The sequence below is a fragment of the Nocardia panacis genome (genome assembly GCF_003598715.1).
GTDB lineage: Bacteria > Actinomycetota > Actinomycetes > Mycobacteriales > Mycobacteriaceae > Nocardia > Nocardia panacis.
Genome location: NZ_QZFU01000055.1, coordinates 297,717 through 323,000, shown reverse-complemented (window position 1 = coordinate 323,000; position 25,284 = coordinate 297,717). Strand labels below are relative to the sequence as shown.

Sequence of the window (25,284 nt, the reverse complement as noted above, 5' to 3'; positions counted from 1 at the left end):
CGCGCCGCTATTCGTGGCGCGACCAGCGGTGCGGCTGCGGTTCGGCGCGCCGCAGCGCCGCGATCACCAGATCGAGGAAGGCGTCCACCTCGTCGCGCTGATAGCCCTTGGTGGCGAGCCTGGCCTCGGTGAATCGCACCGAGCGCACATCCTCGACGGTGAGACTGCCCGGCCCGCCGTGGGCGAGGGTGGCGGCCACCAGATCGAGGAAGGCGTCCACCTCCTCCTGGTGATAGCCGCGAAATCCGACCGGCGACAAGCTGAATCGCATGTGGTGCAGATCCTCGGGCGTGAGCAGCGCCGGACCGCCCGCCGCGGGCACCGGGCGCGCACCGCGCCGGCGCGACTCCAATTCCGCCCGCACCCGGTCCAGGAATTCGTCGACCTGTTCGGCCTGGTAGCCGCGCTCACCGAGGCGGGGCGCGTCGAAGACGATGTGGCGGATATCGTCGGCGGTCAGCGCGCCGCGTCCGTCCAGCGCGGCCGAGACCGCCGCGAGGAAGGCGTCCACTTCCTGCGCGCGGTAGGCGCGCTGTTCGGCAACGGGCGCGGCGAAGCGGGTCCGGCTCACCTCCCCGGCCGTCATCCTCGCTCCGGTGATGCGGGTATCGGCCACCCGCTGGTCTCTCGTGAACATGCGCGTCCCCTAGCTGCACCTCTTCGGACTGCGTTCACCATACGCGCGGTGTTCGCGAATTATTCGCCACCGGAGCGGAATTCCCGACGCACGCGCGGTCTCAGTCGCGTCGGACGCCATCGATGAGCAAGCGGCGGATGGCCTGGTTCAAAGCGGTGATCTCGGACTCTTCGGGGCGGCGCAGTCCGTGCAGGATCGCGGCCAGCAGCATGCCGGTGACGGCGCGCGCGGTGTTGGCGGTATCGAGATCGGTGCGCAGATAGCCGAGTTCGACACCGTGGTCCAGGTAGCCCGCGGTGAGGGCGTCTGCGGTGTCGAGTAGGCCGTAGAGGCGGGCGGTGAGTTCGTCATCGATTCCGGTGGCGTGGAACAGCAGCAACTGCGCGACCCTGCGGTCCTCGACCAGGATGCGGGTCAGCGCCGCGCCGATGCGGTCGATCTGGGCGCGGTACTCGTCGAGCGTGGTGGCCGCGTCGGGGGCGTTCTCGGTGCCCAGCGCCTCGATGATGCGGGTCGACAGGTCGTCGATGACGTGGTCGATGATGTCGCGCTTATTGGTGAAGTAGCGGTAGAAGGTGCCGTGGCCGATGCCGAGTCGTCCGGCGATATCGGCGATGCCGGTGGCGTGGTAGCCCTTCTCGGCGAAGCAGGCGAAGGCGGTGTCGATGATGTCGCGGCGCAGTTCGGCCTTGCGCCGCTGCATGGCCGAACCGGCGTTGCGGGGGGTTCCGGTCGATGGCTTCGTCACCTGGCCGATGATACAGTCGTCATAAACGGAATGATGTGTCATTCCGCTTTTTGGGACACAGTTATTCACCAAGCTTCTGAAATGCGGGAGGTTCGACGTGGCGCCTCAGTTCGACGCGGTCGTGGTCGGTGCGGGATTCGGCGGGATGGGTGCGGCCATCGAGCTGGACCGGGTCGGCCTGCGCGATTTCGTGATCCTGGAGCGCGAGAGCGATCTCGGCGGTACCTGGCACGTCAATCACTATCCGGGCCTGGCGGTCGATATCGCCTCGGTCATCTATTCCTATTCCTTCGCGCCCAACCCCCACTGGTCGCGGTTGTTCGCGCCGGGCGCGGAGCTCAAGAAGTACGCCGAGCACATCGCCGACAAATACGATCTGCGCCGCCGGATGCGCTTCGACACGGTCGTCGACGGTGCCCGCTGGGATGCCGCGCACCAGCACTGGGTCGTCTCCCTGGCCGACGGCGAGACCATCACCGGCCGCTACCTGCTCACCGCCACCGGATTCCTGTCCCAGCCCTACACGCCGCCCTTCCCCGGTATCGAGGATTTCGCGGGCAAGATCATCCACACCACCGCGTGGGAGGACGATTTCGACCTCACGGGCCGCCGCGCCGCCATCATCGGCACCGGCGCGACGGCGGTGCAGTTGGTGCCCGAGGTGGCCAAGAAGGCCGCGGCGCTCACCGTCTTCCAGCGCACCCCGATCTGGGTGGTGCCCAAGATCGACGCTCCGATCCCGCCCGCCGTGCGGCAACTGTTCGCCAAGATGCCCGTCACCCAGCAGGCGGCCCGCCTGGTCAATACCGGCCTGCTCGAGACGCTGATGATCGTCGGCGTCCTGCATTTCAAGCAGGCCAAATTGCTGAACAAGGGTGCGGGCGCGCTGGCCAAGGCGCATCTGCGCGCCCAAGTGCGCGATCGGGACACCCGCCGCAGGCTCACCCCGCACTACGACTTCGGCTGCAAGCGCCCCACCTTCTCCAACCACTACTTCCGCGCCTTCAACGAGCCGCATGTGCGTTTGGAGACCAACTCCATCGAGCGGATCGAGGCCGACGGCATCCGCACCGCCGACGGTCACAAGACCGAGATCGACACCCTCATCCTGGCCACCGGCTTCAACCTCTGGGATGTGAACTTCCCGGCCATCGAGATCATCGGCCGCGACGGGGTGAATCTCGGCAAGTGGTGGCGCGAGAACCGATTCCAGGCGTACGAGGGCATCACCGTCCCCAAATTCCCGAATCTGTTGAGCCTCAACAGCCCGTACTCCTACAGCGGACTGTCCTACTTCACCACCATCGAGGCGCAGATGAAGCATATGGGCAGGCTGTTCCGCGAGCTGTTCCGCAGGGGCGAAACCACTTTCGAGGTCAGCGCGGCGGCCAACACCTCGTTCCTGAACCGGGTCACCGACAAGCTCGGCTCCTCGGTGTTCTACGGCGGCGATTGCGCCACCGCCCGCAGCTACTACTTCAATCAGCACGGCGAGGCCGCGCTGCTGCGCCCGACCAGCACCGTCAACGCGCACCGCGAGGCCGTCGCCTTCCCGCTGGACGACTATGTCTACGGCACGGCCTCGTAGCGGCCCCCACGTCACACAGCCGCGTAGCGGCCCCCATGTCACACGGCCTCCTAGCGGCCCTATGTCGATACAGCCTCGTAGGCCGTATGTTGGACAGTCCCGGCCCAGCCGTACCTCCGCGACATAGCGGAGGTACGGCGGGTGCCTGCGCGTATGCTGTGCGGGTACCTGTCCGATCCGACCCACAGACTAGGGACTGACTTCGACGATGGAACTCCTGTTTCCGCTGCTGCTGGTAGCCCTGCTCGTGCCGATGTTCCTCGGCGTCCGCCGCCAGAAGCGGGAGGCCGAGAAGGTGGCCACCATGCGGGACAGCCTGAAAATCGGCGATACGGTCACCACCACCTCCGGACTCTTCGGCACCGTGGTCGATATCGACGACGCCACGGTCGACCTGGAGATCGCCGAGGATGTCGTGACCACTTGGCGGCGTGACGCCATCCTCGAGGTGCGCACCGAGGAGGCGGCGACCACCGAGGAGGCGGCCGAGCCCGCCGCGGCCACCGCTGTCGACGCCGAGCCGGTCGCGGCGCTCGCCGAGCCCGCTGTCACCGCCGCCGAGCGGGATGCCGAGGCGGCGCAGGCGCCCGCCAAGGAGACCGCCGCCGAGACCCGGCTGACCAAGGACTGACGCCGCCCGCGCGCCGCATGCCAGGTGGCATTCGGCGCTTTGGCGTGCGTTCGCCCGATCCACCGTCGACTCCCTCCTAGGAGATACGTACTGTGCCACCTTCCAAGGGAACGGGGCATCCGTTCCGGTTGCTCGGCGTCTACGCCGCGCTGCTGGCCGTGATCTACGGGCTGGTGTTCTTCACCGCCGATAAATCCCCGACGCCGAAGCTCGGCATCGATCTGCAGGGCGGCACCAGGGTCACCCTGACCGCCCGCACCCCCGATGGCAGCAAGCCGAGCCAGGACAGCCTGCGCCGGGCACAGACGATCATCGAGAGCCGCGTCAACGGTCTCGGTGTGACCAACTCCGAGGTCGTCATCGACGGCGACAACCTGGTCATCACGGTGCCCGGCGACGACGGCCAGCAGGCCCGCACCCTCGCCGTGACCGCGAAACTCTTCATTCGCCCGGTCCTGCAGGCCGTCCCGAAGGGCGCGCTCGCCGAGCCCGAAACGGCCTCCCCGGTTCCGGGTGCTCCCGGCGCCCCCGCTCCCGGCGCTCCGGCCCCTGGCGCTCCCGCCCCCGAGGCGCCCGCTCCCGGCGCCGCGCCCGCGCCGGAGCCCGCCGTCGAACCGGCTCCGGTGCCGCAGAACCGCGTCTATCCGGCGCAGGCGCCCACCACCCCTGGTGGCGGTCTGACCCCGCAGCAGAAGGCCCAGCAGGAGATCGCCGACGCGAAGAAGCTGCGCCAGAGCACCGATCAGAATCAGCAGCTGGCCGCCATCAAGGCGATCGACTGCACCAAGTCCGATCCCCTCGCGGGCAGCGACGACCCGAATCTGCCGCTGGTCACCTGCGGTTCGGACGGCACGGTCTACCTGCTGGACAAGGCCCGCATCAGCGGTGAGGAAATCGCCGACGCCACTTCGGGTTTCGACAAGATGTCGGCGGGCAACGTGGTGGATCTGACCTTCAAGTCCTCCGGCGCGGACCAGTGGAGCGCGCTCACCAAGGAGTACCTCTACAAGCAGATCGCGGTCACCCTGGATACCAAGGTGATCACCGCGGCCACCGTGCAGGCCGTACAGACCGACGGCCGCAGCCGCATCTCGGGCAATTTCACCAAGGACAGCGCCAAGGATCTGGCCAACTCGCTGAAGTACGGTTCGCTGCCGCTGTCGTTCCAGACCTCCGAGGCGGAGACGGTCTCGGCGACCCTGGGCCTGTCCTCGCTGCGCGCCGGTCTGCTGGCGGGTGCGATCGGCCTGGCGGTGGTGCTGCTGTACTGCCTGCTCTACTACCGGATGCTCGGCTTCCTCGCCGGATTCTCCCTGGTGGCCTCGGGTGTGGCGGTGTACGGCCTGATCGTGCTGCTCGGCCGGTGGATCGGCTTCACCCTCGACCTGGCGGGTATCGCCGGTCTGATCATCGGTATCGGTCTGACGGCCGACTCGTTCGTGGTGTTCTTCGAACGCATCAAGGACGAGATGCGTGAGGGACGCAGCTTCCGCTCGGCGGTGCCGCGCGGCTGGGCGCGCGCCCAGCGCACCAACCTCTCGGGCAAGACGGTCAGCCTCATCGCCTCGGTGGTGCTGTACGTGCTGGCCGCCGGTCAGGTGAAGGGTTTCGCCTTCACCCTCGGCATCACCACCGTCCTCGATGTGATCGTGCTCTACCTGGTCACGGCCCCGCTGATGATGCTGGCCTCGCGTTCGCCGTTCTGGGCCAAACCCTCCGTCAATGGTCTCGGCGCGATCCAGCAGGTCGCGCGCGAGCGCAAGGCGAGCCTTCCGGTCAAGGAGACGGCGCGATGAGCAACTCCACCCTCCAATCCGCACCGCAGGACGAACTCGACTATGAGGCCGCCGCGCCGAAACACGGTCTGTTCGAACGCCTATACACCGGCACCGGCGGCTTCGAGATCGTCGGCAAGCGGCGGTTCTACTACGCGCTGACCGGGCTGTTCCTGCTCATCTCGATCGTGAGCATCGGGGTGCGCGGGTTCACCCTCGGCATCGATTTCGCGGGCGGTTCGCGCATCGGGCTGCCCGCCGCCGACGGTGTGAGCACCGCGCAGGTCGAGCAGGTTTACAAGGATGCGCTCGGGCACGCGCCGGTCTCGGTGCAGAAGGTCGGCTCGGGTGCGGCGGCGACGGTTCAGATCCGTTCCGACGCACTGGATCAGACGCAGACCGAGAAGTTGCAGAACTCGCTGTTCGACGCCTTCCACCCGAAGGATTCCAGCGGACAGCAGAGCCGCAACGCGATCAGCGTCGCCGAGATCAGCGAGACCTGGGGCGGCCAGATCACCAAGAAGGCGCTCATCGCGCTCGCGGTGTTCATCGTGCTGACCATGATCTATATCGCGATCCGGTTCGAGCGCGATATGTCCATCGCGGCCATCGCCTCGCTGTTCTTCAATATGGTCGTCACGGCCGGCGTCTACTCGCTGGTCGGCTTCGAGGTGACGCCCGCGGCGGTGATCGGTCTGCTCACCATCCTCGGCTATGTGCTCTACGACAATGTCGTGGTCTTCGACAAGGTCGAGGAGAACACCAGGGGTGTGCTGCATCTGGCCAAGCGCACCTACGCCGAGCAGGCCAACCTGGCGGCCAACCAGACGCTGATGCGCTCGATCAATACCACCGTCATCGGCATCCTGCCGATCGTCGGCATGCTGGTCATCGCGGTGTGGCTGCTCGGTGTCGGCACGCTCAAGGATCTGGCGCTGGTCCAGTTGGTCGGCATGATCGTCGGCGCGTACTCCTCGATCTTCTTCGCGGTGCCGCTGCTGGTATCGATCAAGGAGAAGTGGGGTCCGGTGGCCCGGCACACCGAGAAGGTGCTGTCGCGGCGCTCCGGCGCGGCGGGCGTCGCGGCGCGGATGGCGGCCGATGCCAGGGTGCAGGCCGCGACCGGACGCAATTTCGACGAACCCACCATGAAGTTCCCGAAGGTCACCGATGCGACGCCGCGTCCCGGCGCCCGGCCGAGCGGGAAGCGGCAGAAGCGGCGACATTGAGTCCTGCGGGTAGGGCAGCCTTCTAAATAGGGCACACAGGAGCAGGGGAATACATGCGACAGCCCTCGATGGGGCGACTGATCGGGGCGTTGTCCGCGGGCACCCTTGCCGCCGGACTCCTGGTCGGCTGCGCGAGCAAGAGTCAGGTGCCCTCCATCGGTTACGCGGTCGACGCCGCGATCACCGGCTACAACGGCGGCACCACGCTCGGTGCGAGCAGCGGTGTGCCCGCGGTGTTCTCGCGGGTCCTCACCGGGTTCTTCTATACCGGTCCGGATGGTCAGCAGGTGGCCGATACCGATGTGGGCACCGCCAAGGAGGTGCCGGGCGAGTCGCAGACCATCCAGTACCGGCTCAATCCGGACGGTGTCTACTCCGACGGGGTGAAGACCTCCTGCGACGATCTGGTGCTCACCTGGTCCGCGCGCAGCGGCCGATTCACCAAACCCGGTGACCGCGGCCCGGTGCCGCAGTTCGACGCCGCGAGCACCGCGGGCTACTCCGATATCGAGCGGGTGGAGTGCCAGCCCGGTTCCAAGGACGCCACCGTGGTGTTCCGCCCGGATCGGCACTATCTGCCGTGGCGCACGCTGTTCGTGGCGGGCGAGCTGATGCCCGCGCATGTGGCGGCGCGGGCGGCCAATGTGCCGAATGTGGTGTCGGCGTTGCAGTCCGGCGATCCGGCCGGTGTGCAGCGTTTGGCGGATTTCTGGAACAGCGGCTGGAATATGGCTCCGGGCAACCTGGATCAGAGCCGGTTCCCATCCTCGGGTCCCTATCGCATCGAATCCTTCAGTGAGAAGGAGGGGTTGGTGCTGGTGGCCAATGAGCACTGGTGGGGGAACAAGCCGCTGACGGGGCGCATCGTGGTGTTCGGCAAATCCGTCGATATCGCCAAGAAGGTGTCGGAGAACGCGGTGGGCGTGATCGATATCGGCGCGGATTCGGTGCCGGATCTGAAGCTGGACGGCTTCTCGGCCCAGACCGTCGCGGGGCGCGGCGCGGAGCAGTTGATCCTTTCCACCGGAGGGGTTTTCGGCCCGGTGCAGGCGCGTCGCGCCTTCGCCCAGTGCGCGCCGCGTCAGGACCTGTTCGACAAACTGGGCCGGGTCAAGGACGCGCCGAAGACGGGTGTGGGCAGCGCCCCGCTGAATTCGCGCATCACCCAGCAGGATTCGCTGTACTACGGGGCGAGCACCGGTGCGGCCGAGAAGTATCGCGGCGGTGATGTCGCGGCCGCGACCGCCGCGCTGAAGGCGGCGGGCACCCCGAATATCACGGTGCGCGTCGGCTATGCCAAACCCGATGAGCGGCGCGCGCGGACCGTGGCCATGCTCGCCGAGGCGTGCAAGGGCGCCGGTATCACCGTGATCGACGCGGGCGCACCGGATTTCACCCCCGCCCAGCTCACCGATGGCAAAGTTGACGCGGTGCTGGCGAGTACGGCGTCGCGGCCGGGTCCGGCCGGATCACTGAGCGCGGTGGCGGCGACGAGCGCGTTGCGCGCCGGTAGCGGGCTCGATTTCGGGAGGTTCGGCAACGGCCGTTACGATGCGATCACCGATCAGCTTGCGGCCGACGACAACTCGACCACGACGCTGAATCTGCTCACCGAGGCCGAGAACCTGCTGTGGGCGGAGATGCCGAGCATCCCCCTGTTCGCCACCCCGCGCACCATCGCCTTCGGCGGCGGGATGCAGAACGGTATCGCCGGACTCACCCAGGCAGGCACCGGATGGAATATGGACCGGTGGGTGCTGAAGAGGTGACAGGTGTTGTGGGTGAATGTGACCATGGAGAGGTGTCGATGAGTAAGCACGCGGCGATCGAGTCCGACGAATTGGCCGTCGAGCGCACCGTAAAGGCAGCCGACCTGGTCGAACGCCTCACCCGGTGGCGCGATGACTTCCCGACGCCCGGTGTGCGGTTCGCCGATCTCACCCCGGTCTTCGCCGATTCCGAGGGTTTCCGGGCCGTGGTCGACTGTTTGGCCGCCTGCGCGCCCGACGCCGATCTGGTCGCGGGTATCGATGCGCGCGGCTTCCTGCTCGGCGCGGGCGTGGCCGCCACCCTCGGCACCGGCGTGCTCGCCGTGCGCAAGGCGGGCAAGCTGCCGCCGCCGGTGCTGCGCCGCGAGTACCACCTCGAGTACGGCACGGCCGCCCTCGAGATCCCGGCCGATGGTGTGGCGCTGCGCGGTCGCCGGGTGCTGCTGCTCGACGATGTGCTGGCCACCGGCGGCACCCTGGCCGCGGCGGCCGAGCTGTTCCGTCAGGCTGGTGCCGAAATCGTCTCCGCCGCAGTCGTTTTGGAGCTGGAGTTCCTGAACGGCAGAGCGGTCCAGGGCGACTATCCGCTGGCGTCCATCGTCCGGATCTGAGGTCCCGCCCCCACAGGTGATCGAAATATCACTTGTGACGTCGGGGCCGACTGTGATTACCTTTACGAGTCTTGTTCCCGTTGATCGGAGTCGGTCAGTTGATCTTCTGAGGTAGCCAATCGGGCGGCCGCGCGTATCGCGCCCCGCTGTATCTCTTCGCTACCTCATGGAGTCGGTATGGCCAATATTTCTCTGTCCGATCTCACCTTTTCCTGGGCCGATGGCACCCCTGTCTTCGATGGCCTCGCGGCCGTGCTCGGACCCGGACATGTCGGCCTGGTCGGCAGCAATGGTGCGGGAAAGTCGACGCTGCTGCGCCTGATCGTGGGTGATCTCGCATCGGGACGCGGCTCGATCACCGCGCCGGAGCGGCTGGGCTATCTGCGTCAGGATCTCGGCTTGGCCGCCGGTCAGCGGGTGGATCAGGTGCTCGGCATCGACGGAATCCGCGCGGCCCTGCACCGCGTCGAATCCGGTGCGGGCACCGAGGCCGATTTCGAGACCATCGGTGCGGCATGGGATGTCGAGGAGCGGGCGATCGCCCTGCTTGGGCGGCTCGGCCTGCACTACGTCGCCGATTCGGCGCGCCAACTCGATCGCAGACTGGAAACCCTGTCCGGCGGCGAGACCGTATTGCTCGGCCTGGTCGCCGAACTGCTGCGCGAGCCCGAGGCGCTGCTGCTCGACGAGCCGACCAACAATCTGGATCAGGTTGCCCGACAACGGCTCTACGAGGTCATCGGGCAATTCGGCGGCACCGTGCTCACCGTGAGCCACGATCGGGAACTGCTCGACCGCATGCACACCATCGCCGAGCTGCGGCAGGGCGAGATTCGGCTGTTCGGCGGCAATTTCACCGACTACGAGCGGATCATCGCCGCCGAACAGGAGGCGGCCCGCGCGGCCGTGCGCGACGCGAAGGGCGATGTGCGCAGGCAGGCACGGGAATTGGTGGACACCTACGTCAAACTCGAGCGCCGCAAGCGCTACGGGCAGAAGATGTGGGATACCAAGCGCGAACCGAAAATCGTGATGGGCGAACGCAAACGGCAGGCACAGGTGTCGGCGGGCAAACTGCGCAACAACCACATCGAGAAGTTGGATACCGCCAAGGACCAGTTGCAGCAGGCGCAGGAACTGATCCGCGACGACCGGGCGATCCGGGTCGACCTGCCCGATACCCGGCTCTATCCCGGTCAGGAGGTGCTCGAACTCGAGCAGGTGGAACTGGCCTGCGGGCCAACGGTTTCGCTGCGCATCACCGGACCCGAGCGCATCGCGCTCACCGGCCGCAACGGTATCGGCAAGACGACGCTGCTGCGCGCCGTCGCCGCGGCGGAGCCTCGGGTGCCGTGGCGATTACTGCCGCAGCGCCTCGACCTCTTCGACGAGGAGCTGACCGTATTCCAAAATGTGGCGGCGGCGGCACCGCATGTCACCGCCGAACGCATTCGAGGTCAGTTGGCGCGCTTCCTGTTTCGCGGCACGGATGCCGATGTCGCGGCGGCGGCCCTGTCGGGCGGCGAGCGGCTGCGCGCCGCCCTGGCCATGCTGCTGCTGGCCGACCCGGCGCCGAAACTGCTGCTGCTGGACGAGCCGACCAACAACCTGGACCTGCCGAGCCTGGAACACCTCACCCAGGCTTTGGCCGGCTTCGAGGGCGCTTTGCTGGTCGTCAGCCACGACCCGCGCTTCCTCGACGAGATCGGCGCGACCCGCCGCGTCGAGCTCACCCCGGAGGGATTGGTGGAGTAGTGATCGAGTCGGTGCGGCGGTGATCAATCAGCAAGCGGTGTCGCGGGCGCAGTCCGGGTCGCGCGCGACCCATTCGCCCACGGCGGCGACCAGGGCGGCGGCGCCCGCATTCGGGGCGTGGTGCCGCAGCCCCGGCAGGTCCAGGCAGGAAGCGGCCGGTATGGCGGCGCGCAGCGCGTCGCAGACCGCGCGGAAGTAGTACGGGCTCGCGCCGCCCGCGATGAGCAGCGTGTTGGCGGTGACCGAGGTGTAGCGGGCCGGGTCGCGGTGCGGCAGGGCGGCGCGTCCCTCGGCGACCATCGCGGGGAGCCTGTCGGCGAACGGCCGCCCCGGCGGGGTGCGCAGGAATACGCGTGCGGCGAATCGCTGCGCGGCGAACGGCATTCGCGCGAGCGGACCGGCGAGGTCGAGCCCGACGCTCATCCGCGCCAGCGCGCCCGCCGTATCGCCGCGGCGCAACGCCTCGTCCATCGCCTCGAGGAAGTCGGTGGGGAACAGGCCGCTGACCGGCATGGCCGGATCGAATATCGCGAGGCGATCCAACGGCAGTGTGCGCGCCGCTTCCAGGGCGACGAATCCGCCGTAACTGTGGGCGAGGACATTGCCGACACCGGTGGCCTCGGTGATCGCCGCGAGGTCGGCGCGATCGGCGGCGAGGTCGAATTCCGGTGCGTCGCCGCGTCCGGTGCGATCGTAGCGGTAGACCGTGCAGCGGCGACCGAGTTCGCGGGCGAGGACCCGGTAGTCGGCGGCGCTGACGATGCTGCCGTGCACCACGATCACACCCGGTCCGCTTCCCTCGACGGTGACGGCGATATCCCGTCCGGTGCTGGATCGAACGGTGCGGGTCTGCATCGGGCCTCCCGGTGAGTGCGTGCGCGCGCGGCGGGGGGTCGGCCGCGCGCGGTCACTGTATCGGGTGTCGTGGCGAATTCGCCGTGGTGGAAAGCGGTCTCGGGTGGACCTCTTGACCGCCCATGTTTTAGTCGCATACACTAAAACTGGGACGAGAGGATGTGATCGGGATGGGATACGGCCACTGGAATGACAGCGTCTACGACGCGGGCAAGACCTATCGGTCGAGCCGGGGGATCGACGATTTCGGATACACGGCGCAGGAGCGGGCCAAGCCCGCATCGCAATGGCGCGCGCATCCGGCACTGGATCCGTTCGGGGTGGCGCTGCGCGAATGCCGGGACTCGGCCGAACACGGGCAGTCCCTGCCCATCGCGGTGCTGTTCGACGTCACCGGATCGATGGGGCGGGTGCCCCGCGTCATGCAGGACAAACTCGGCAAGCTGCACGGGCTGCTACGCAGCAAGGGCTACGCGCAGGATCCGCAGATCCTGTTCGGCGCGATCGGCGATGCCGACAGCGACCGGGTGCCGCTGCAGGTCGGTCAGTTCGAATCCGACAACCGCATGGACGAGCAGTTGCGCAATATCTTCCTGGAGGGCAACGGCGGCGGACAGAAGTCCGAGAGTTATGAGCTGGCCGCGTATTTCATGGCCACCCACACCGCGACCGACGCCTGGGACAAGCGCCGCAAGCGCGGCTACCTGTTCCTCATCGGCGACGAACTGAACAAGTCCGGCCTGGCCGCGCGCCACATTCGCGAGGTGATCGGCGACGAGGTGGGCCGCAATATCGCGGTGCCCTCCGTCTATCGCGAACTGGCGCAGCGCTGGCACGTCTACTACATCCTGCCGAATCAGTCCAGCTACTTCGACGATCCGGAGATCGCCGAGCACTGGCGCGACCTGCTCGGCCTGCGCTTCCTGAAACTGGACGATCCGGCAGCGGTCTGCGAATTGATCGCGCTGAGCATCGGTGTGGAGGAGGTGGGCGTGGATCTGGCCGGGGGATTGGCGGATCTGCGCGATCTCGGATCCGAAGCGGAGGCCGCGGCGGTCGGTCGGGCGCTGGCGGGCCTGCGGGCGCTGCCCGGCGGCCGGGACTGAACGCGGAAATCTCCGCGGGGAATCGAACAGCATGATCGGAGGCGGTGTGTTCGCGAAGGGAAAGCTCGGGAATCGGCATCTCATCGTGGTCGACCTCGGCTTCGGCGATGCGGGCAAGGGCGCGACGGTGGATTGGCTGTGCGCACCCGAGAACGGCTACGACGTGCGCGCGGTGGTGCGTTTCAACGGGGGAGTGCAGGCCGCGCACAATGTCGTCGCCGCGGGCCGCCACCACACCTTCGCCCAGTTCGGGTCCGGCACCCTATCCGGTGTGCCGACGCTGCTCTCGCGGCACATGCTTGTCGAACCGATCGCCCTGGCGGGGGAGGCGCGCAGACTGGCCGCGCTCGGAATCCCGGACCCGCTCGCACTGCTGTGGATCGATGGTCGGGCCTTGCTCACCACACCGATCCACCGGGCCGCGAACCGTGCTCGCGAGGATACGCGGGGTGCCTCGCGACACGGTTCCTGCGGCCTCGGCATCGGCGAGACAGCGAGATACGCCCTCGAATTCGACGCGCCTCGGGTCGTGGACTGTCGGCGGCCCGCCGTGCTGCGGGCCAAGCTGCGCCGCCTTGCCGAGCACTACGGTCCACTCGTCGCGCCCAGTGCGCATCGCTACGACTCGATCGATGATCTGGTGGCGATGTATCGCGAATTCGCTTCCGCCGTCCGCATAGTCGGCCCCGAGGCGCTCGCCGTGGCGGCCCGGCGCGGCCGACTCGTCTTCGAGGGTGCGCAAGGTGTGCTGCTCGACGAGTGGCGCGGCCTGCATCCGCACACCACGTGGTCCACCGTCGAACCGCGCCGCGCTCGCGCGATGCTGGCCGAGATCGGATCCGACGCTGCGGTTCTCGGCGTCACCCGCACCTACCTGACCCGCCACGGCGCGGGACCTTTCCCGACCGAGGACAAGACGCTGTCGATTCGCGAGCCGCACAACACCTTCGGCCGCTACCAAGGCGAATTCCGGCTCGGTCATGCCGATTCCGTCCTGCTCCGCTACGGGGTCGCCGCCTGCGGGGGCATCGACGGCCTGGTCGTCAACCATCTCGATGCACCCGGAATCCGCTACGCCGCAACGGAATACCGGACCGAATCCGGCACCGTACGATCCCTCGAACTCGGCCCATGGCAGGATCTGGCCCACCAGCGCCGGATGACCGATCTCCTGGAGACCGTCGACCCTGTCCTCACCGAACTCCCTGCCGACCCCATCGGGTGGTTCGAACGCGAACTCGATGCCCCGGTGGTCCTTGCCGCCGCCGGACCGGATCGCGCCGACCGTATAAACCTGCTCGCCGCTCGAGCGGCCTGACTCGGCGGGCCGGCAGGATATAGGCCCGTGGAGCAATCGGTGGTGTCGGTCGACGTCGTGACGCTGCGGTACCTGCCCGAGGACGCGGGGGTGACCGTCGGTATCGCCCCCCGCGAATTCGACCCGTTCGCAGGTCGGCTCGCGCTGCCGGGTGTCCTGCTGGGGCGCGGCGAGCGGTTGGCGGAGGCGGCGCGGCGGGCGGTGCGCGCGAAACTCGGTGTCCCGGACGCGGCTATCGACGCGGTGGGGCAGTTGGTCACCTTCGACGAACCCACTCGCGATCCGCGCGGCCCGACCCTGTCGATCGCTATGTGGGGCGTGGTCGGTCCGCACGAGGGTCCGGCGCGGTGGGCGCCGTTCGACGCGGTGCCCGCCCTGGCCTTCGACCACAATCGCATTGTCGAGGTCGCGCGCAATCTACTGGCCCAATTGCTGTGGAAGGACCTGCCTTTCACCCGTGCCCTCGCGGGAGCCGAATTCCCGGCGACGCGCGCCGTTGACCTGACCGCCGCCCTCCATGGCGTCCGCCCCGACCCGGCCAATCTCAACCGCACCCTCGCCGCGGTCCCCGGCCTGCGCCGCACCGAGGAGCGCCGCCGCACCAAGGCCACCGGTCGGCCCGCGGCCGTCTGGGCCTTCGACCCCGAGGACTGACGGATCAGCCGCGCGGCGCGTACATGATGACCGCCACCCCGATGAGACAGACGGCGGCCCCGAGGTAGTCCCACCGGTCGGGCCGGAATCCGTCCACCACCATCCCCCAGGCGAGCGACCCCGCGACGAACACCCCGCCGTAGGCGGCGAGTATCCGCCCGAAGTTCGGATCCGGTTGGAAGGTGGCGACGAATCCGTACGCGCCGAGCGCGATGATCCCCGCCGCGATCCACAGCACCCCGCGCTGTTCGCGCCAGCCCTGCCACACCAGCCACGCGCCGCCGATCTCGGCCACCGCGGCGAGGGCGAACAGCAGCAGCGAGCGCAGCACCATCATGGTGGAACGGTAGCCCGCCACCGTTCATCTCCCATATCCCCGTCCGTGACCTCATTGAATAGCTGATAGCTATCGAGAATTCAGCTCGTGTTCAGTGAGGTGGCGGGAAATGTCGCGACCGATGAAACATCAATGAACACTCGCGCGCGACACTTCCGGGCGCAAGGGTGCGACCCGCATGGTCGAGGCATGAACCGCAGGCAGCTGCTCGCGAAAGCCGTTGCTCTCATGGCTGTTACGGTCCCCCTGATCACCGGTCGCGCCAAGGCAGGCGCCGCTCCGCTCCCCGCTGATGCCAGAGCCGGCGCCGCTGCGGCGACCACTCCCAAAGTCGTCCTGATCGGTCTCGACGGCCTGATGTACCACAAGGTGCAGCAGGTCCGCGCCCGAAACCTCTTGCGGCTCGCCGCCGAAGGACTGCTGACCCGCGGATCGATCGCCCCGCACACCACCATCTCCGGCCCGTCCTGGGCCACCGTGCTGACCGGCGTATGGGATGGCAAGCACGGCATCCGCGACAACGAATTCGACGCCGCGCCGTTCGCGCGCTACCCGAGCGTCTTCACCCGGCTCAAGCGGCACGATCCCACGTTGAAGCTGCACTCGATCACCACCTGGGACCGGTTGGCCCTGATCTCGGCAAGCGGCGAGCAGCGCGCCGACGTCGTCATGGTCACCCCGGAGTCCCCGCACGACCCGAAGGAGATCGCCACCGATTGCGCCACCGCCGACTCGGTGGTCACCGCCGTGACCCGCTTCGCCCCCGATTTCCTGTTCACCCACCTGGACCAGGTGGATCGCGCCGGTCACCGCAGCGGCGGGGCGTCGGAGGACTATCTGGAGGCCGTGCACCGCATCGACGGCCTGGTCGGTCGGATCGTGGCCGCCGTGGACGCCCGCGCCGCCGCGCATCCGAGCGAACGCTGGACCGTTTTGGTGACCGCCGATCACGGTCACACCCCGCGCGGCGGTCACGGCGGTCAAACCGAGGACGAGACAACCAATTTCGTCATCGCCAGGGGCCCGGACTTCGCACCGGGCGCTACCGGCGTCCGCACGCTGGTCGATCTCACCCCGACGATCCTGGATCTGCACGGCGCACCACCCGCCGGGTACGCCGACGGCGTCTCGCTGCGCGAAGGTCCCGCCGCCCATCCGCTGTCGGGCGGGCTGGCCGCGGCTCCCCGCTAGGCGCACCTCCGCCGGCGCTCCGGCCTACCGTCACCTGTGGGAATCCCGCCACCACCCTCGGGCGTTGACCATGTCGACCCGTGCGCATCCGCACGGGCGAATCATGTGGTACAAGGGCGTCCGACCGGGGCTAGAGTTGGGTTTGGCGGTTGCCTCGGTCGGATAGGGTGTTCCGATCGCGGCGTTGAGAGGTGGTGGCATGACTCAGCATCTGGGCGAGGCTAATGTCGAGCAATCGGCTGGAGCCCCGCAGACCAACGGTGCACCCGTCGCCGCTTCCGCGCCGAACGGCCAGCCGCCCCGTCAGCCGGGTGCGGCCGCCGCGGTTCCCACCTCCGCTTCGCGTCGGGTGCGTGCCAGGCTGGCCCGCAGGATGACGGGTCAGCGCGGCATCGCCGCCGTCAAACCGGTGCTCGAGCCGCTGGCCAGCGTGCATCGCGAGCTCTACCCGAAGGCGAATCTCACGCTGCTGCAGCGCGCCTTCGATGTGGCCGACGAGCGGCACAAACACCAGTTCCGCAAATCCGGCGATCCCTACATCACCCATCCGCTCGCGGTGGCCAATATCCTCGCCGAGCTGGGTATGGATACCACCACCCTGGTGGCCGCGCTGCTGCACGACACCGTCGAGGACACCGGCTACTCCCTCGAACAGTTGACGCTGGACTTCGGCCCCGAGGTGGCGCACCTGGTCGACGGCGTGACCAAGTTGGACAAGGTGAACCTCGGCTCGGCCGCCGAGGCCGAGACCATCCGCAAGATGATCATCGCCATGGCCCGCGACCCGCGCGTGCTGGTCATCAAGGTGGCCGACCGGCTGCACAATATGCGCACCATGCGCTTCCTGCCGCCGGAGAAGCAGGCCAAGAAGGCCAAGGAGACGCTGGAGGTGATCGCGCCGCTGGCGCATCGCCTCGGTATGGCCACCGTCAAGTGGGAGTTGGAGGATCTGGCCTTCGCCATCCTGCATCCCAAGAAGTACGACGAGATCGTGCGGTTGGTCGCCGATCGCGCGCCCTCGCGCGACACCTACCTGGCCAAAGTGCGCGCCGAGATCGTCAATACGCTGGCCGCGTCGCGGATCAACGCGATCGTCGAGGGCAGACCCAAGCACTACTGGTCGATCTATCAGAAGATGATCGTCAAGGGTAAGGACTTCGACGATATCCATGATCTGGTCGGCATCCGCATCCTGTGCGACGAGGTGCGCGACTGCTACGCCGCCGTCGGCGTGGTGCATTCGCTGTGGCAGCCGATGGCGGGCCGGTTCAAGGATTACATCGCCCAGCCGCGTTACGGCGTCTACCAGTCGCTGCACACCACCGTCGTCGGCCCGGACGGCAAACCGCTGGAGGTGCAGATCCGCACCCAGGACATGCACCGCACCGCCGAGTTCGGGATCGCGGCGCATTGGCGCTACAAGGAGACCAAGGGCAAGCACACCCAGGACACCGCCGAGGTCGACGATATGGCGTGGATGCGCCAACTGCTCGACTGGCAGCGGGAGGCCGCCGATCCGGCGGAGTTCCTGGAGTCGCTGCGCTTCGATCTGAAGTCGCCGGAGATCTTCGTGTTCACCCCCAAGGGCGATGTGATCACCCTGCCGCAGAAGTCGACGCCGGTCGATTTCGCCTACGCGGTGCACACCGAGGTCGGGCACAAGTGCATCGGGGCCAGGGTCAACGGTCGTCTGGTCGCGCTGGAGCGTCAGCTCGAGAACGGCGAGGTGGTGGAGGTCTTCACCTCCAAGGCGCAGAACGCGGGTCCGAGTCGGGACTGGCAGAACTTCGTGGTGTCCCCGCGCGCCAAGGCCAAGATCCGGCAGTGGTTCGCCAAGGAGCGTCGCGAGGAGGCGCTCGAGACCGGTAAGGATCAGATCTCCAAGGAGGTCCGCCGGGTCGGTCTGCCGCTGCAGCGGCTGATGAGCGTGGATGCCATGACGGCGGTCGCGCACGAACTGCACTACACCGATATCTCGAGCCTCTACACCGCGGTCGGTGAGCATCAGGTCTCCGCGCACCATGTGGTGCAGCGCCTGATGGCCCAGTTGGGCGGTATCGGCGATGTGGAGAACGAGCTGGCCGAGCGGTCCACGCCGTCCACCACGCCGAGCAGGCAGCGGGTCACCGGTGACGCGGGTGTGCTGATTCCCGGCGCTTCGGGCACGGTGGCCAAGTTGGCCAAGTGCTGCACCCCGGTGCCGGGCGACGAGATCATGGGTTTCGTCACCCGCGGCGGTGCGGTGAGCGTGCATCGCACCGACTGCACCAACGCGGGTTCGCTGCGCGAGCAGTCCGAGCGGATCATCGAGGTGTCCTGGGCGCCGTCGCCGTCGTCGGTGTTCCTGGTCGCCATTCAGATCGAGGCGCTCGATCGCACCCGCCTGCTCTCGGATGTGACGAAGGTCCTCGCCGATGAGAAAGTGAATATCCTGTCCGCGTCGGTGGCCACGCATGGCGACCGAGTGGCAATCAGCAAGTTCACCTTCGAAATGGGAGATCCGAAACATCTCGGACATCTGTTGAATGTGGTCCGGAATGTCGAAGGCGTGTACGACGTGTATCGAGTGACTTCGGCGGCCTGAGTTCGCCGGTGTCGAACCATACCGTCGTATACGTAGCTTAAAATTAGCTGACCCGCAATGGGTTCGGTGCGGTATTCCCAGCCATTCGATCGCTCGGTGGTTGCCCTCGAATTCCGGCCCTCGTAAAGTTGTCGGAATGTTCCGGGCGATGCGCGTCGATGTGCCCGCGACCGCGCCGCGGTTCGCGGAAGTTTTTCGCCATCGCGGTGTCAAAAGTCGGAATCTGTTACGGTCTATTGCGTTTCGACGAGCGTGTGTCAACGGCGGCAAGACGAACTGAGTGCGGATCGCTATGACAAGGTGCACGGAAAAAGTTGCGGGAATGCTCGTTGCGTTCACCGTCGCCGCGGTGACCGCGGATTCCGGTGTGGCGCTGGCGGATCCGGCCCCGCCCACCGAGCTGCCGATCACCATCTGCCCGGCACTGTACGCATTGGGCATCCAGGGCACCGGGGAATCGTCACCGGACGCCGCGCCGACCACCGACACCGGCATGCTCTCCACCGTCTTCCGTCCGCTGCTGGCCTTGGCCCCCACCCCCGGCTTGGTCGAACGGGCTTATGTCCCTTACGAATCCAGCTTCGGTGGGGTGCTCGGCGGCGGCCGCGCCCCCTACGCGGATTCCGTCGCGGGCGGCCTGGGTCGCCTGCGTGCCATGTCGGCCGATATCCTGCGTCGCTGCCCGGAGACCAGACTGGCGGTGATCGGGTATTCCCAAGGGGCGCACGTGGCTTCGGTCTTCGCCCAGGAGGTCGGGCTCGGCCACGGCGCGGTGGCGGCGGATCGGATCGCGGCGGTCGCGCTGTTCGGCGATCCGACTCGAAATCCCGGTGCGCCACTGTTTCCCGGCGCGCCGGGCAAGGACTCGCCGGATCCCGCCCCCGGCACCGAGGGTGCTCGGTTGACCTCGGTGCGCGCACTGCCCGAACCACCCGCCTCCGGCGGTGGGATCGGTCCGGAGCGCGATCGGGCCGCCGCCTTCGGCGCGCTCACCGGTCGGGTCGCGAGTTTCTGTGCCGCAGGCGATTTGGCGTGCGACGCACCCATCGGCGCGCCGCTGCTGCGGGCGGTGGCGAGTATCGCCGGTCAGTCCGAACTGTCCGGCGGCGATCCCATCGCCTCGCTGGAATCCATCGCGCAGGCACTGGCATTCACCTCGATCAAGACCGCCGCCGCCGTCGCCGGACAGGATCTGCGCGGCAGCACGGCCGCGAATCTGTCTCTGGCGCCGCAGAAGTCGATCTCCGAGCGGGTGGCCGACGCCGCCGATCCGCGCAGCAGGGTGGACCTGCCCGGCGCACTGCAAGCGCTGCTGCGCGTCGGCCTGATCGGACTCAACGCGGTGAATGCGGTCATCCGCACCGTGCTCAATCCGGCGGCCATCGCCGATTTGGCCACGGCGGGTCTGTCCGACCCGGTGGGCAGCCTGCAATTGCTCGGCACCCGACTGGTCGGATCGGTCACCCAACTCGTGCCGCCGACCACGGTGTCGCGCTTGGTGAATCAGGCCTACGGCGCCGTCGTCGGCACCATCACCGACAATGCCGAATTGCTCGACGCCACCACCTGGGTGCGCTATTGGGATACCGTCCAGCGCCACACCGGATACAACAATGCGGCGGTCTCGGCCAATGGTCAGGCCCCGACGCGCTTCGTCGCCGGATGGCTCGCCGCGGTGGCCGCCGATCTGGCCGGGAAATTCGGGCCGCAGCGTAGCGCAAACCCGCCCCCACCGGCATTCTCGTCGAGCCCCGGCGCGTCGAGTACGCCGAATTCGTCCGGTACGGGACAATTTCCGTTTGGGAGCGGTCCGAGCGCCGTGCCCGCCGATCGCCCCGGTACCAACGCCTACCCGTTCTCCATGAACTGAACGCCGAGAGGGTCCGTCAATGCGACACCACGTGCCCGGCCCCGCGGGAATGGGGGAATGTTGAACTCGTACAAAGACCTGTCCGAGCGTTGGTACTCACCCCTGGAACCCGAGCCCGCCGCGCCGCTGGGTCCGCATCCGACCGAGGCCACCGGCGCCGCGCCGCGCGAGGCGGAGGGTCCGGCGCAGTTCCCCAACTACATTCGGGCCGAGGACGAGCCCGTCGAGCGGATCGAGCACGAGGCCCCCACCGATCTGCCCGCCGATCGCGCCGAATTCACCGGCGGCTGGTCGGATTGGATCGGCCGCGCCCCCGGTCCGGACGACGATTACGCCGCGCCGGGCGGAGGCGAGGTCGTTCGGTTCCCGTGGCCCGAGGACGAACCGGAGGACATCTTCGGCTCCAGACCCGTCACCGCCTCGCGGGCGCTGCGTCAGGAGGCGCGCGATATCGGCGCGGCCCGCCGCAAGCGGGCGCTCATTGTGCTCGTCGCCGTGGTGCTGGTCCTGCTCGCGGCCGCGGCGGCGGTGGCCTATCTGCTCGCCGACGGATCCAAGGGGGCGGGCGCCGCGCCGACCACGCTCCAATTCACTGCGGGCAGTGCGCCATCCGGCGGCGACGAATGCCGCACCGAACAGGGCGACGGCGTGTTGCGCAGTAGTGCGCCGGGTGGCACGGATTCCGGACCGGACGCCATTCTGGCGTTCCAGTACGCCTACTACGTCGAGCGGTCGGGGGAGCGGGCGCGGGCAGCGGTCGCGCCGGACGCGCCGGTCTCCTCGGCCGAGATGATCCAGCGCGGAATCGATTCGGTGCCCGCGGGCGCCTCGCACTGTGTGCACGTCACGACCATCACCGAGGGCAGATACGCCGTCGAGGTCACCGTTTTCCGGCCGGGCGCGGGACCGACGACCTACAACAGGCAGATCGTCACCACGGCGGTGATCGGGGGCCGCGCCCTGATCACCGGTATCGCGGCCGGATAGAGGAGAGCAGGAGCAATGGCAGAGGACTGGAGCCGCTGGCTCGACGAGACGCCCGAGGGCGGCGCGTCGGGCGCTGGCGCGCGCTCCAAGGCGTCGGTGGTGCGTTTCCGCCGCGGTCGCGACGGCGAGGACGGCGCGGGCGGATTGCCGCGCCCGATCCTGGTGGTCGGCGGCTGCGGCGGCGCGGGCACCACCACGACGGCGCTCGGGCTCGCCGGGGAACTGGCGGGCGAGACGGCGACGGTGGCGGTGGACGCCACCGCCGCGGGCAGCGATCTGGCGCTGCGCGGCGCGGACGAGCACCTGCACCCGATCAGCCTGCAGTCCTGGCTCTACGGCCGCGGCGACGACGAACCCGCGCCGCTCAAGGAATGCCTGTCCCGCTCCACTTCCGGTTACGGTCTGCTCTGGCGCGACGCGGCGCCGCTGCGGCGGCGCGCCACCTACCTCACGGTGGCCCGAGGCGTGCACGAGGCGGGCTACACCGCCGTCTACGACGGCGGCACGCCCATCGCGGGCCGTCAGCTGCGTCCATTGCTGGACGACGCCGATGTCGCGCTGGTGCTCGCCATCCCCGCGCGCACCGACGCCGCGAACCGGCTGCGCGTCACCCTCGAATGGCTCGACGACGAATTCGGCAGCACCGGTGCGGGTCCCGGTGGCGGGGTGGTGGGCGATACCACGGTCGTCATCTCCCATCAGCATCCGGGCGGCGACTCGCGCATCGCCGAGCATCTGCGCGAGAACCTGTCCGGCTGGGTGCGCGATATCCGCGAGGTGCCTTACGATCCGCATCTCGCCAGGGGAGAACTGGTCCGGCACGCGGCGCTCGCGCCCGCGACGCGCCGCGCGTATGAGCAGCTGCTCGCGGGGGTGGCATCATGACCGCCGCTATGAAACTTCGCCGCCGCTCCACCGATCCGGCCACCGCGGGTGTGGTCGCCCCGCCCGAATCCCGTCGCGCCCCCATCTGGGATCGACCAGTTCCCGGTGTCGGTCGCGCCCCGCTGGTGTGGCTGCTCGGCGTGCACGGCGGCGCGGGCGCCAGTGTCCTGTCGCATGTGCTCGCCCCGGCGGCCGACGCGGGCCGCCGCTGGCCCGGCGTCTTCGAGCGGGAATCCCCGTTCGTGGCACTGGTGGCCAGGGAGACCATCTCGGGCCTGACCCGCGCGCACGACCTGCTGCGGCAACATCATTCGGGTTTCGCGGGTGCGGCCGAGGTGCTGGGTCTGATCACCGTCGCCGCCCGCCCCGGTCGGCTGCCCGCCGAGATCCGCCGCTACCGCGATGTGGTCGGTTCGCTGGCCGGACAACTGTGGCAGGTGCCGTGGGTGGAGGAGTGGACGCTGGTGGAGCCCGAGCAACTGCCGGTGTGGTCGCCGGGCGATCCGCCCCCGCCCGCCAAGAAGCGCAAGATCGATCCATTGGACGAGGTACCGATGGAACTTCGCGAACTCGGGGCCGATATTGTTGCGGCCGTGCGCGAAAATCTGAGTGCCGGAACGCATTCGGAGGAGGGGCCGCGATGACCACCCACCGAGCGCGTGCGGGATCGGCGCGTTCACGCAGTAGTTCACGTATCCAGAAAGGCACCCGATGAGCATGTTTCTCCTCGCCGTGCAGGACACGTACGGCTCCCTCCTGGCACAGGTCGGCAATCCCACCCCGCAGGCCCCGCCGGGGTCGGACAAGATCCTGCAATTGGTGCGCTACCTAACCTGGTTCGTACTGCTGTCCGGCATCTGCGGCATCGTCTACGCCGGTGGCCGATTCGCCTGGGAGAAGTGGTCCGGTGGCGGCCTGGAATCACCGAAGATGGTGGCGGGGGCCATGATCGGCGGAGTGGTGGCCACCAGCGCGGGCACCATCATGAACGCGGTGATCGGCACCTGACATGTCCGAGATAGGGGTACAGATGTCGGTAGGCGTGCTCGCGTACAAGCAGATGCCCGCCGAGGTGGTCGAACCGATCATGCAGTTGCTCAACTGGCTGCTGTGGTTCGTGCTGCTGGCGTGTGTGGCGTGGATGATCGTCTCGGCCGGGAAGTTGTGGCTGGTATTCCGCAACGATTGGGCCATGAACGACGCCTCGCACGGCATCCTGATGAGCCTGATCGGGGCCATCGTCGCCAGCGGGGCCTCCGGAATCGCGCTCGCCTTCCTGCCCGCGTGACGGGTGGCACAGATGAATGGTGTCGCGACACTGCGTAACTGGGGTGCGCCCTTGATGGGCGCGGCCCTGCTGCTGACCGCCGTCGGCTGTGGCGGCGGTGCCGAGTCGGCCCCGCGCGGGTCGGATCTGTCCGGCGCGCCGACGAATGTGACCTGGCAGCAGTACCAGGGTGTTTCGCTCCCGCAGGCCGATCAGGGACCCAAACGCACCGATACCGGCGCCGCGACGGGTTTCGATCGTTCGCCGCAGGGCGCGGCGCTGGCGGCCATCGCCCATACCGTCCGACTCGGTGTGGCCACCGACGGCGAATGGGCGAAGGTGGCGGCGCGGGAGTTGGTTCCGGGCCGCGCCAAGGACGAGTGGGCGATCACCCGCATCCAGGTGTCGATACCGGGTCCGGCCGCGCCCGAGTACGTGCCGCGCCTGCTCGGCTACCGGTTCACCGGCTACACCGAGGCGAGCGGCGCCGTGGATATCTACACCGAATACCCGGACCGGTCGCGGTCGGTCAACCACGCCACCGTCGAGTGGTTCGCCGAGGATTGGCGGCTACGGCTGCCCGATCCGGGCGATACGGCCCGGCGGCTCGAACCGGTCAACGAAATACCAGGGGATATCGTGAAATTGGAGGCTCCGCGGTGAGCGAGAAGGATGCGCCGGGGCGCGAGCGCGTCTCGTTCGGGCTCATCGCGTCCGGTGCGGTGCTCGCGCTCATCCTCATCGTCGGGCTGGTCATGTACATCGCCCGCGACGAGCCGAAGTCGGCCACCGCGCCCGCGGCGGGCGGCGACCCGAACGCCACCGGATTCGCCGATCCCGAGGTGGATATCCTCAACCGTCGCGTCGATATCCCGAACAACCCGGCGGGGCAGCCGCTCGCGCAGGATCCGGCGCGCCAGCGCAGACCCGCCGACGCCGACTGGCTCACCGGGGCGCCGACGGGCACCACCGCACCGCACGGCTGGCAGCGGGTGTACGGCGCGTCGGTCCCGTTCTCCACCTCCGACGGACCGACCCGCATCGAAGACGGTCTGGCCGTGGGCTATTCGCACAGCCCGCAGGGCGCCGCGCTGGCCGCCGCGCAGATCACCTACCGGCTCAATGCCCGTCCCGCCGACCGTGACCTGTACATGCGCCAGGTGCGCGGCAGCGCCCAGCAGATCGCCGCCTACGACAAGGCGCTGGCCGCCGATCGCCTGCCCAAGCAGCAGTCGGAGAAGGTCACCAAATACTTCGTCGCCTCCGACGCGTTCAAGATCGACGACTACGCCGACGATCTGGCCATCCTGCGATTGGCCTCGCGCGGACCGCAGGTGGACGGTAAACAGTTGTGGGCGGCGGTGCGCCTGGTCATGGTGTGGGACGCGGGGGACTGGCGGCTCAAGCCCGCCAGTTCCAACAACCCGCAGACCGAATACGTCGAATCGCTCAATGGGTGGACCAAATGGTGAAGGGGCGCAAGCGCG

General features: G+C 68.2%; 24 protein-coding genes. 20 read left to right on the top strand and 4 right to left on the bottom strand.

Annotated elements, in window-relative coordinates; all coding sequences use genetic code 11:
- Positions 1–7: 7 nt before the first annotated feature.
- Both D5S18_RS36220 and D5S18_RS33905 read right to left on the bottom strand, forming a co-directional pair.
- Positions 8–637: a DivIVA domain-containing protein gene (locus D5S18_RS36220; RefSeq protein ID WP_282434933.1), complete on the bottom strand. Its 630-nt coding sequence runs from the start codon at positions 635–637 to the stop codon at positions 8–10.
- Positions 638–737: 100 nt separating this feature from the next.
- The gene (locus tag D5S18_RS33905) at positions 738–1,340 is read right to left on the bottom strand and encodes a TetR/AcrR family transcriptional regulator (RefSeq protein WP_239004185.1); all 603 of its coding nucleotides are present in this window, start codon (positions 1,338–1,340) and stop codon (positions 738–740) included.
- 142 nt (positions 1,341–1,482) lie between these two features.
- On the opposite strand from D5S18_RS33905, the gene D5S18_RS33900 reads away from it, so the two are divergent.
- The 7 genes from D5S18_RS33900 (at position 1,483) to D5S18_RS33870 (ending at position 10,743) form a co-directional block, all read left to right on the top strand.
- Positions 1,483–2,973 (top strand): flavin-containing monooxygenase, encoded by a 1,491-nt coding sequence (locus D5S18_RS33900; RefSeq protein WP_120045204.1) that lies wholly within the window; start codon positions 1,483–1,485, stop codon positions 2,971–2,973.
- A gap of 208 nt (positions 2,974–3,181) precedes the next feature.
- The gene (yajC, locus tag D5S18_RS33895) at positions 3,182–3,604 is read left to right on the top strand and encodes a preprotein translocase subunit YajC (RefSeq protein WP_120045203.1); all 423 of its coding nucleotides are present in this window, start codon (positions 3,182–3,184) and stop codon (positions 3,602–3,604) included.
- A gap of 92 nt (positions 3,605–3,696) precedes the next feature.
- Positions 3,697–5,400, top strand: coding sequence for a protein translocase subunit SecD (gene secD, locus D5S18_RS33890; protein ID WP_120045202.1), 1,704 nt, complete (start codon positions 3,697–3,699; stop codon positions 5,398–5,400).
- Positions 5,397–6,608 carry a protein translocase subunit SecF gene (gene secF / locus D5S18_RS33885; protein ID WP_120045201.1) on the top strand — a complete coding sequence of 404 codons (1,212 nt, stop codon included), beginning with the start codon at positions 5,397–5,399 and terminating at the stop codon, positions 6,606–6,608. Before secD ends, secF begins: the two co-directional genes overlap by 4 nt.
- Positions 6,609–6,661: 53 nt before the next feature.
- Entirely contained in the window at positions 6,662–8,377 is a 1,716-nt protein-coding gene (locus D5S18_RS33880) for an ABC transporter substrate-binding protein (protein WP_120045200.1), read from the top strand.
- 38 nt (positions 8,378–8,415) lie between these two features.
- Positions 8,416–8,988: an adenine phosphoribosyltransferase gene (locus tag D5S18_RS33875; RefSeq protein WP_120045199.1), complete on the top strand. Its 573-nt coding sequence runs from the start codon at positions 8,416–8,418 to the stop codon at positions 8,986–8,988.
- A 177-nt stretch (positions 8,989–9,165) separates the two neighbouring features.
- A complete protein-coding gene (locus D5S18_RS33870) occupies positions 9,166–10,743 on the top strand; it encodes an ABC-F family ATP-binding cassette domain-containing protein (protein ID WP_120045198.1) in 1,578 nt (525 codons plus the stop codon).
- A 27-nt stretch (positions 10,744–10,770) separates the two neighbouring features.
- Here the strand turns inward: D5S18_RS33870 and D5S18_RS33865 are convergent, their stop codons facing one another.
- Positions 10,771–11,598, bottom strand: coding sequence for an alpha/beta fold hydrolase (locus D5S18_RS33865; RefSeq protein ID WP_158608044.1), 828 nt, complete (start codon positions 11,596–11,598; stop codon positions 10,771–10,773).
- 170 nt (positions 11,599–11,768) lie between these two features.
- Between D5S18_RS33865 and D5S18_RS33860 the strand changes: the two genes are divergently transcribed.
- From D5S18_RS33860 to D5S18_RS33850, 3 genes are read left to right on the top strand one after another with little or no spacing between them, the layout of a single operon-like run.
- Positions 11,769–12,704: a hypothetical protein gene (locus tag D5S18_RS33860; protein ID WP_120045197.1), complete on the top strand. Its 936-nt coding sequence runs from the start codon at positions 11,769–11,771 to the stop codon at positions 12,702–12,704.
- Between the two features lie 46 nt (positions 12,705–12,750).
- Entirely contained in the window at positions 12,751–14,022 is a 1,272-nt protein-coding gene (locus D5S18_RS33855; RefSeq protein WP_239004176.1) for an adenylosuccinate synthetase, read from the top strand.
- A 27-nt stretch (positions 14,023–14,049) separates the two neighbouring features.
- A complete protein-coding gene (locus D5S18_RS33850) occupies positions 14,050–14,676 on the top strand; it encodes an NUDIX hydrolase (protein WP_120045195.1) in 627 nt (208 codons plus the stop codon).
- A 4-nt stretch (positions 14,677–14,680) separates the two neighbouring features.
- Here D5S18_RS33850 and D5S18_RS33845 read toward each other — a convergent pair whose 3' ends face one another.
- A complete protein-coding gene (locus tag D5S18_RS33845; RefSeq protein WP_120045290.1) occupies positions 14,681–15,013 on the bottom strand; it encodes a YnfA family protein in 333 nt (110 codons plus the stop codon).
- A 189-nt stretch (positions 15,014–15,202) separates the two neighbouring features.
- Between D5S18_RS33845 and D5S18_RS33840 the strand changes: the two genes are divergently transcribed.
- From D5S18_RS33840 to D5S18_RS33795, 10 genes are all read left to right on the top strand, one after another.
- On the top strand, positions 15,203–16,204 hold the full coding sequence (locus D5S18_RS33840) for an alkaline phosphatase family protein (protein ID WP_120045194.1): 1,002 nt from the start codon (positions 15,203–15,205) through the stop codon (positions 16,202–16,204).
- A gap of 199 nt (positions 16,205–16,403) precedes the next feature.
- A complete protein-coding gene (locus D5S18_RS33835) occupies positions 16,404–18,788 on the top strand; it encodes a RelA/SpoT family protein (protein WP_120045193.1) in 2,385 nt (794 codons plus the stop codon).
- Positions 18,789–19,110: 322 nt separating this feature from the next.
- Positions 19,111–20,658: a cutinase family protein gene (locus D5S18_RS33830; RefSeq protein ID WP_120045192.1), complete on the top strand. Its 1,548-nt coding sequence runs from the start codon at positions 19,111–19,113 to the stop codon at positions 20,656–20,658.
- Between the two features lie 57 nt (positions 20,659–20,715).
- Entirely contained in the window at positions 20,716–21,645 is a 930-nt protein-coding gene (locus D5S18_RS33825) for a DUF8176 domain-containing protein (RefSeq protein WP_120045191.1), read from the top strand.
- A gap of 15 nt (positions 21,646–21,660) precedes the next feature.
- Positions 21,661–22,530: a hypothetical protein gene (locus D5S18_RS33820; protein WP_120045190.1), complete on the top strand. Its 870-nt coding sequence runs from the start codon at positions 21,661–21,663 to the stop codon at positions 22,528–22,530.
- Positions 22,527–23,174, top strand: coding sequence for a hypothetical protein (locus D5S18_RS33815; protein WP_120045189.1), 648 nt, complete (start codon positions 22,527–22,529; stop codon positions 23,172–23,174). The genes D5S18_RS33820 and D5S18_RS33815 overlap by 4 nt, the downstream gene beginning before the upstream one ends.
- A gap of 67 nt (positions 23,175–23,241) precedes the next feature.
- Positions 23,242–23,538: a hypothetical protein gene (locus D5S18_RS33810; protein WP_120045188.1), complete on the top strand. Its 297-nt coding sequence runs from the start codon at positions 23,242–23,244 to the stop codon at positions 23,536–23,538.
- 22 nt (positions 23,539–23,560) lie between these two features.
- A complete protein-coding gene (locus tag D5S18_RS33805) occupies positions 23,561–23,818 on the top strand; it encodes a hypothetical protein (RefSeq protein WP_120045289.1) in 258 nt (85 codons plus the stop codon).
- Positions 23,819–23,830: 12 nt separating this feature from the next.
- Positions 23,831–24,460 carry a DUF8175 domain-containg protein gene (locus tag D5S18_RS33800; RefSeq protein ID WP_120045288.1) on the top strand — a complete coding sequence of 210 codons (630 nt, stop codon included), beginning with the start codon at positions 23,831–23,833 and terminating at the stop codon, positions 24,458–24,460.
- The gene (locus tag D5S18_RS33795; protein WP_120045187.1) at positions 24,457–25,269 is read left to right on the top strand and encodes a DUF8175 domain-containg protein; all 813 of its coding nucleotides are present in this window, start codon (positions 24,457–24,459) and stop codon (positions 25,267–25,269) included. The genes D5S18_RS33800 and D5S18_RS33795 overlap by 4 nt, the downstream gene beginning before the upstream one ends.
- The last annotated feature ends 15 nt before the right edge of the window (positions 25,270–25,284 follow it).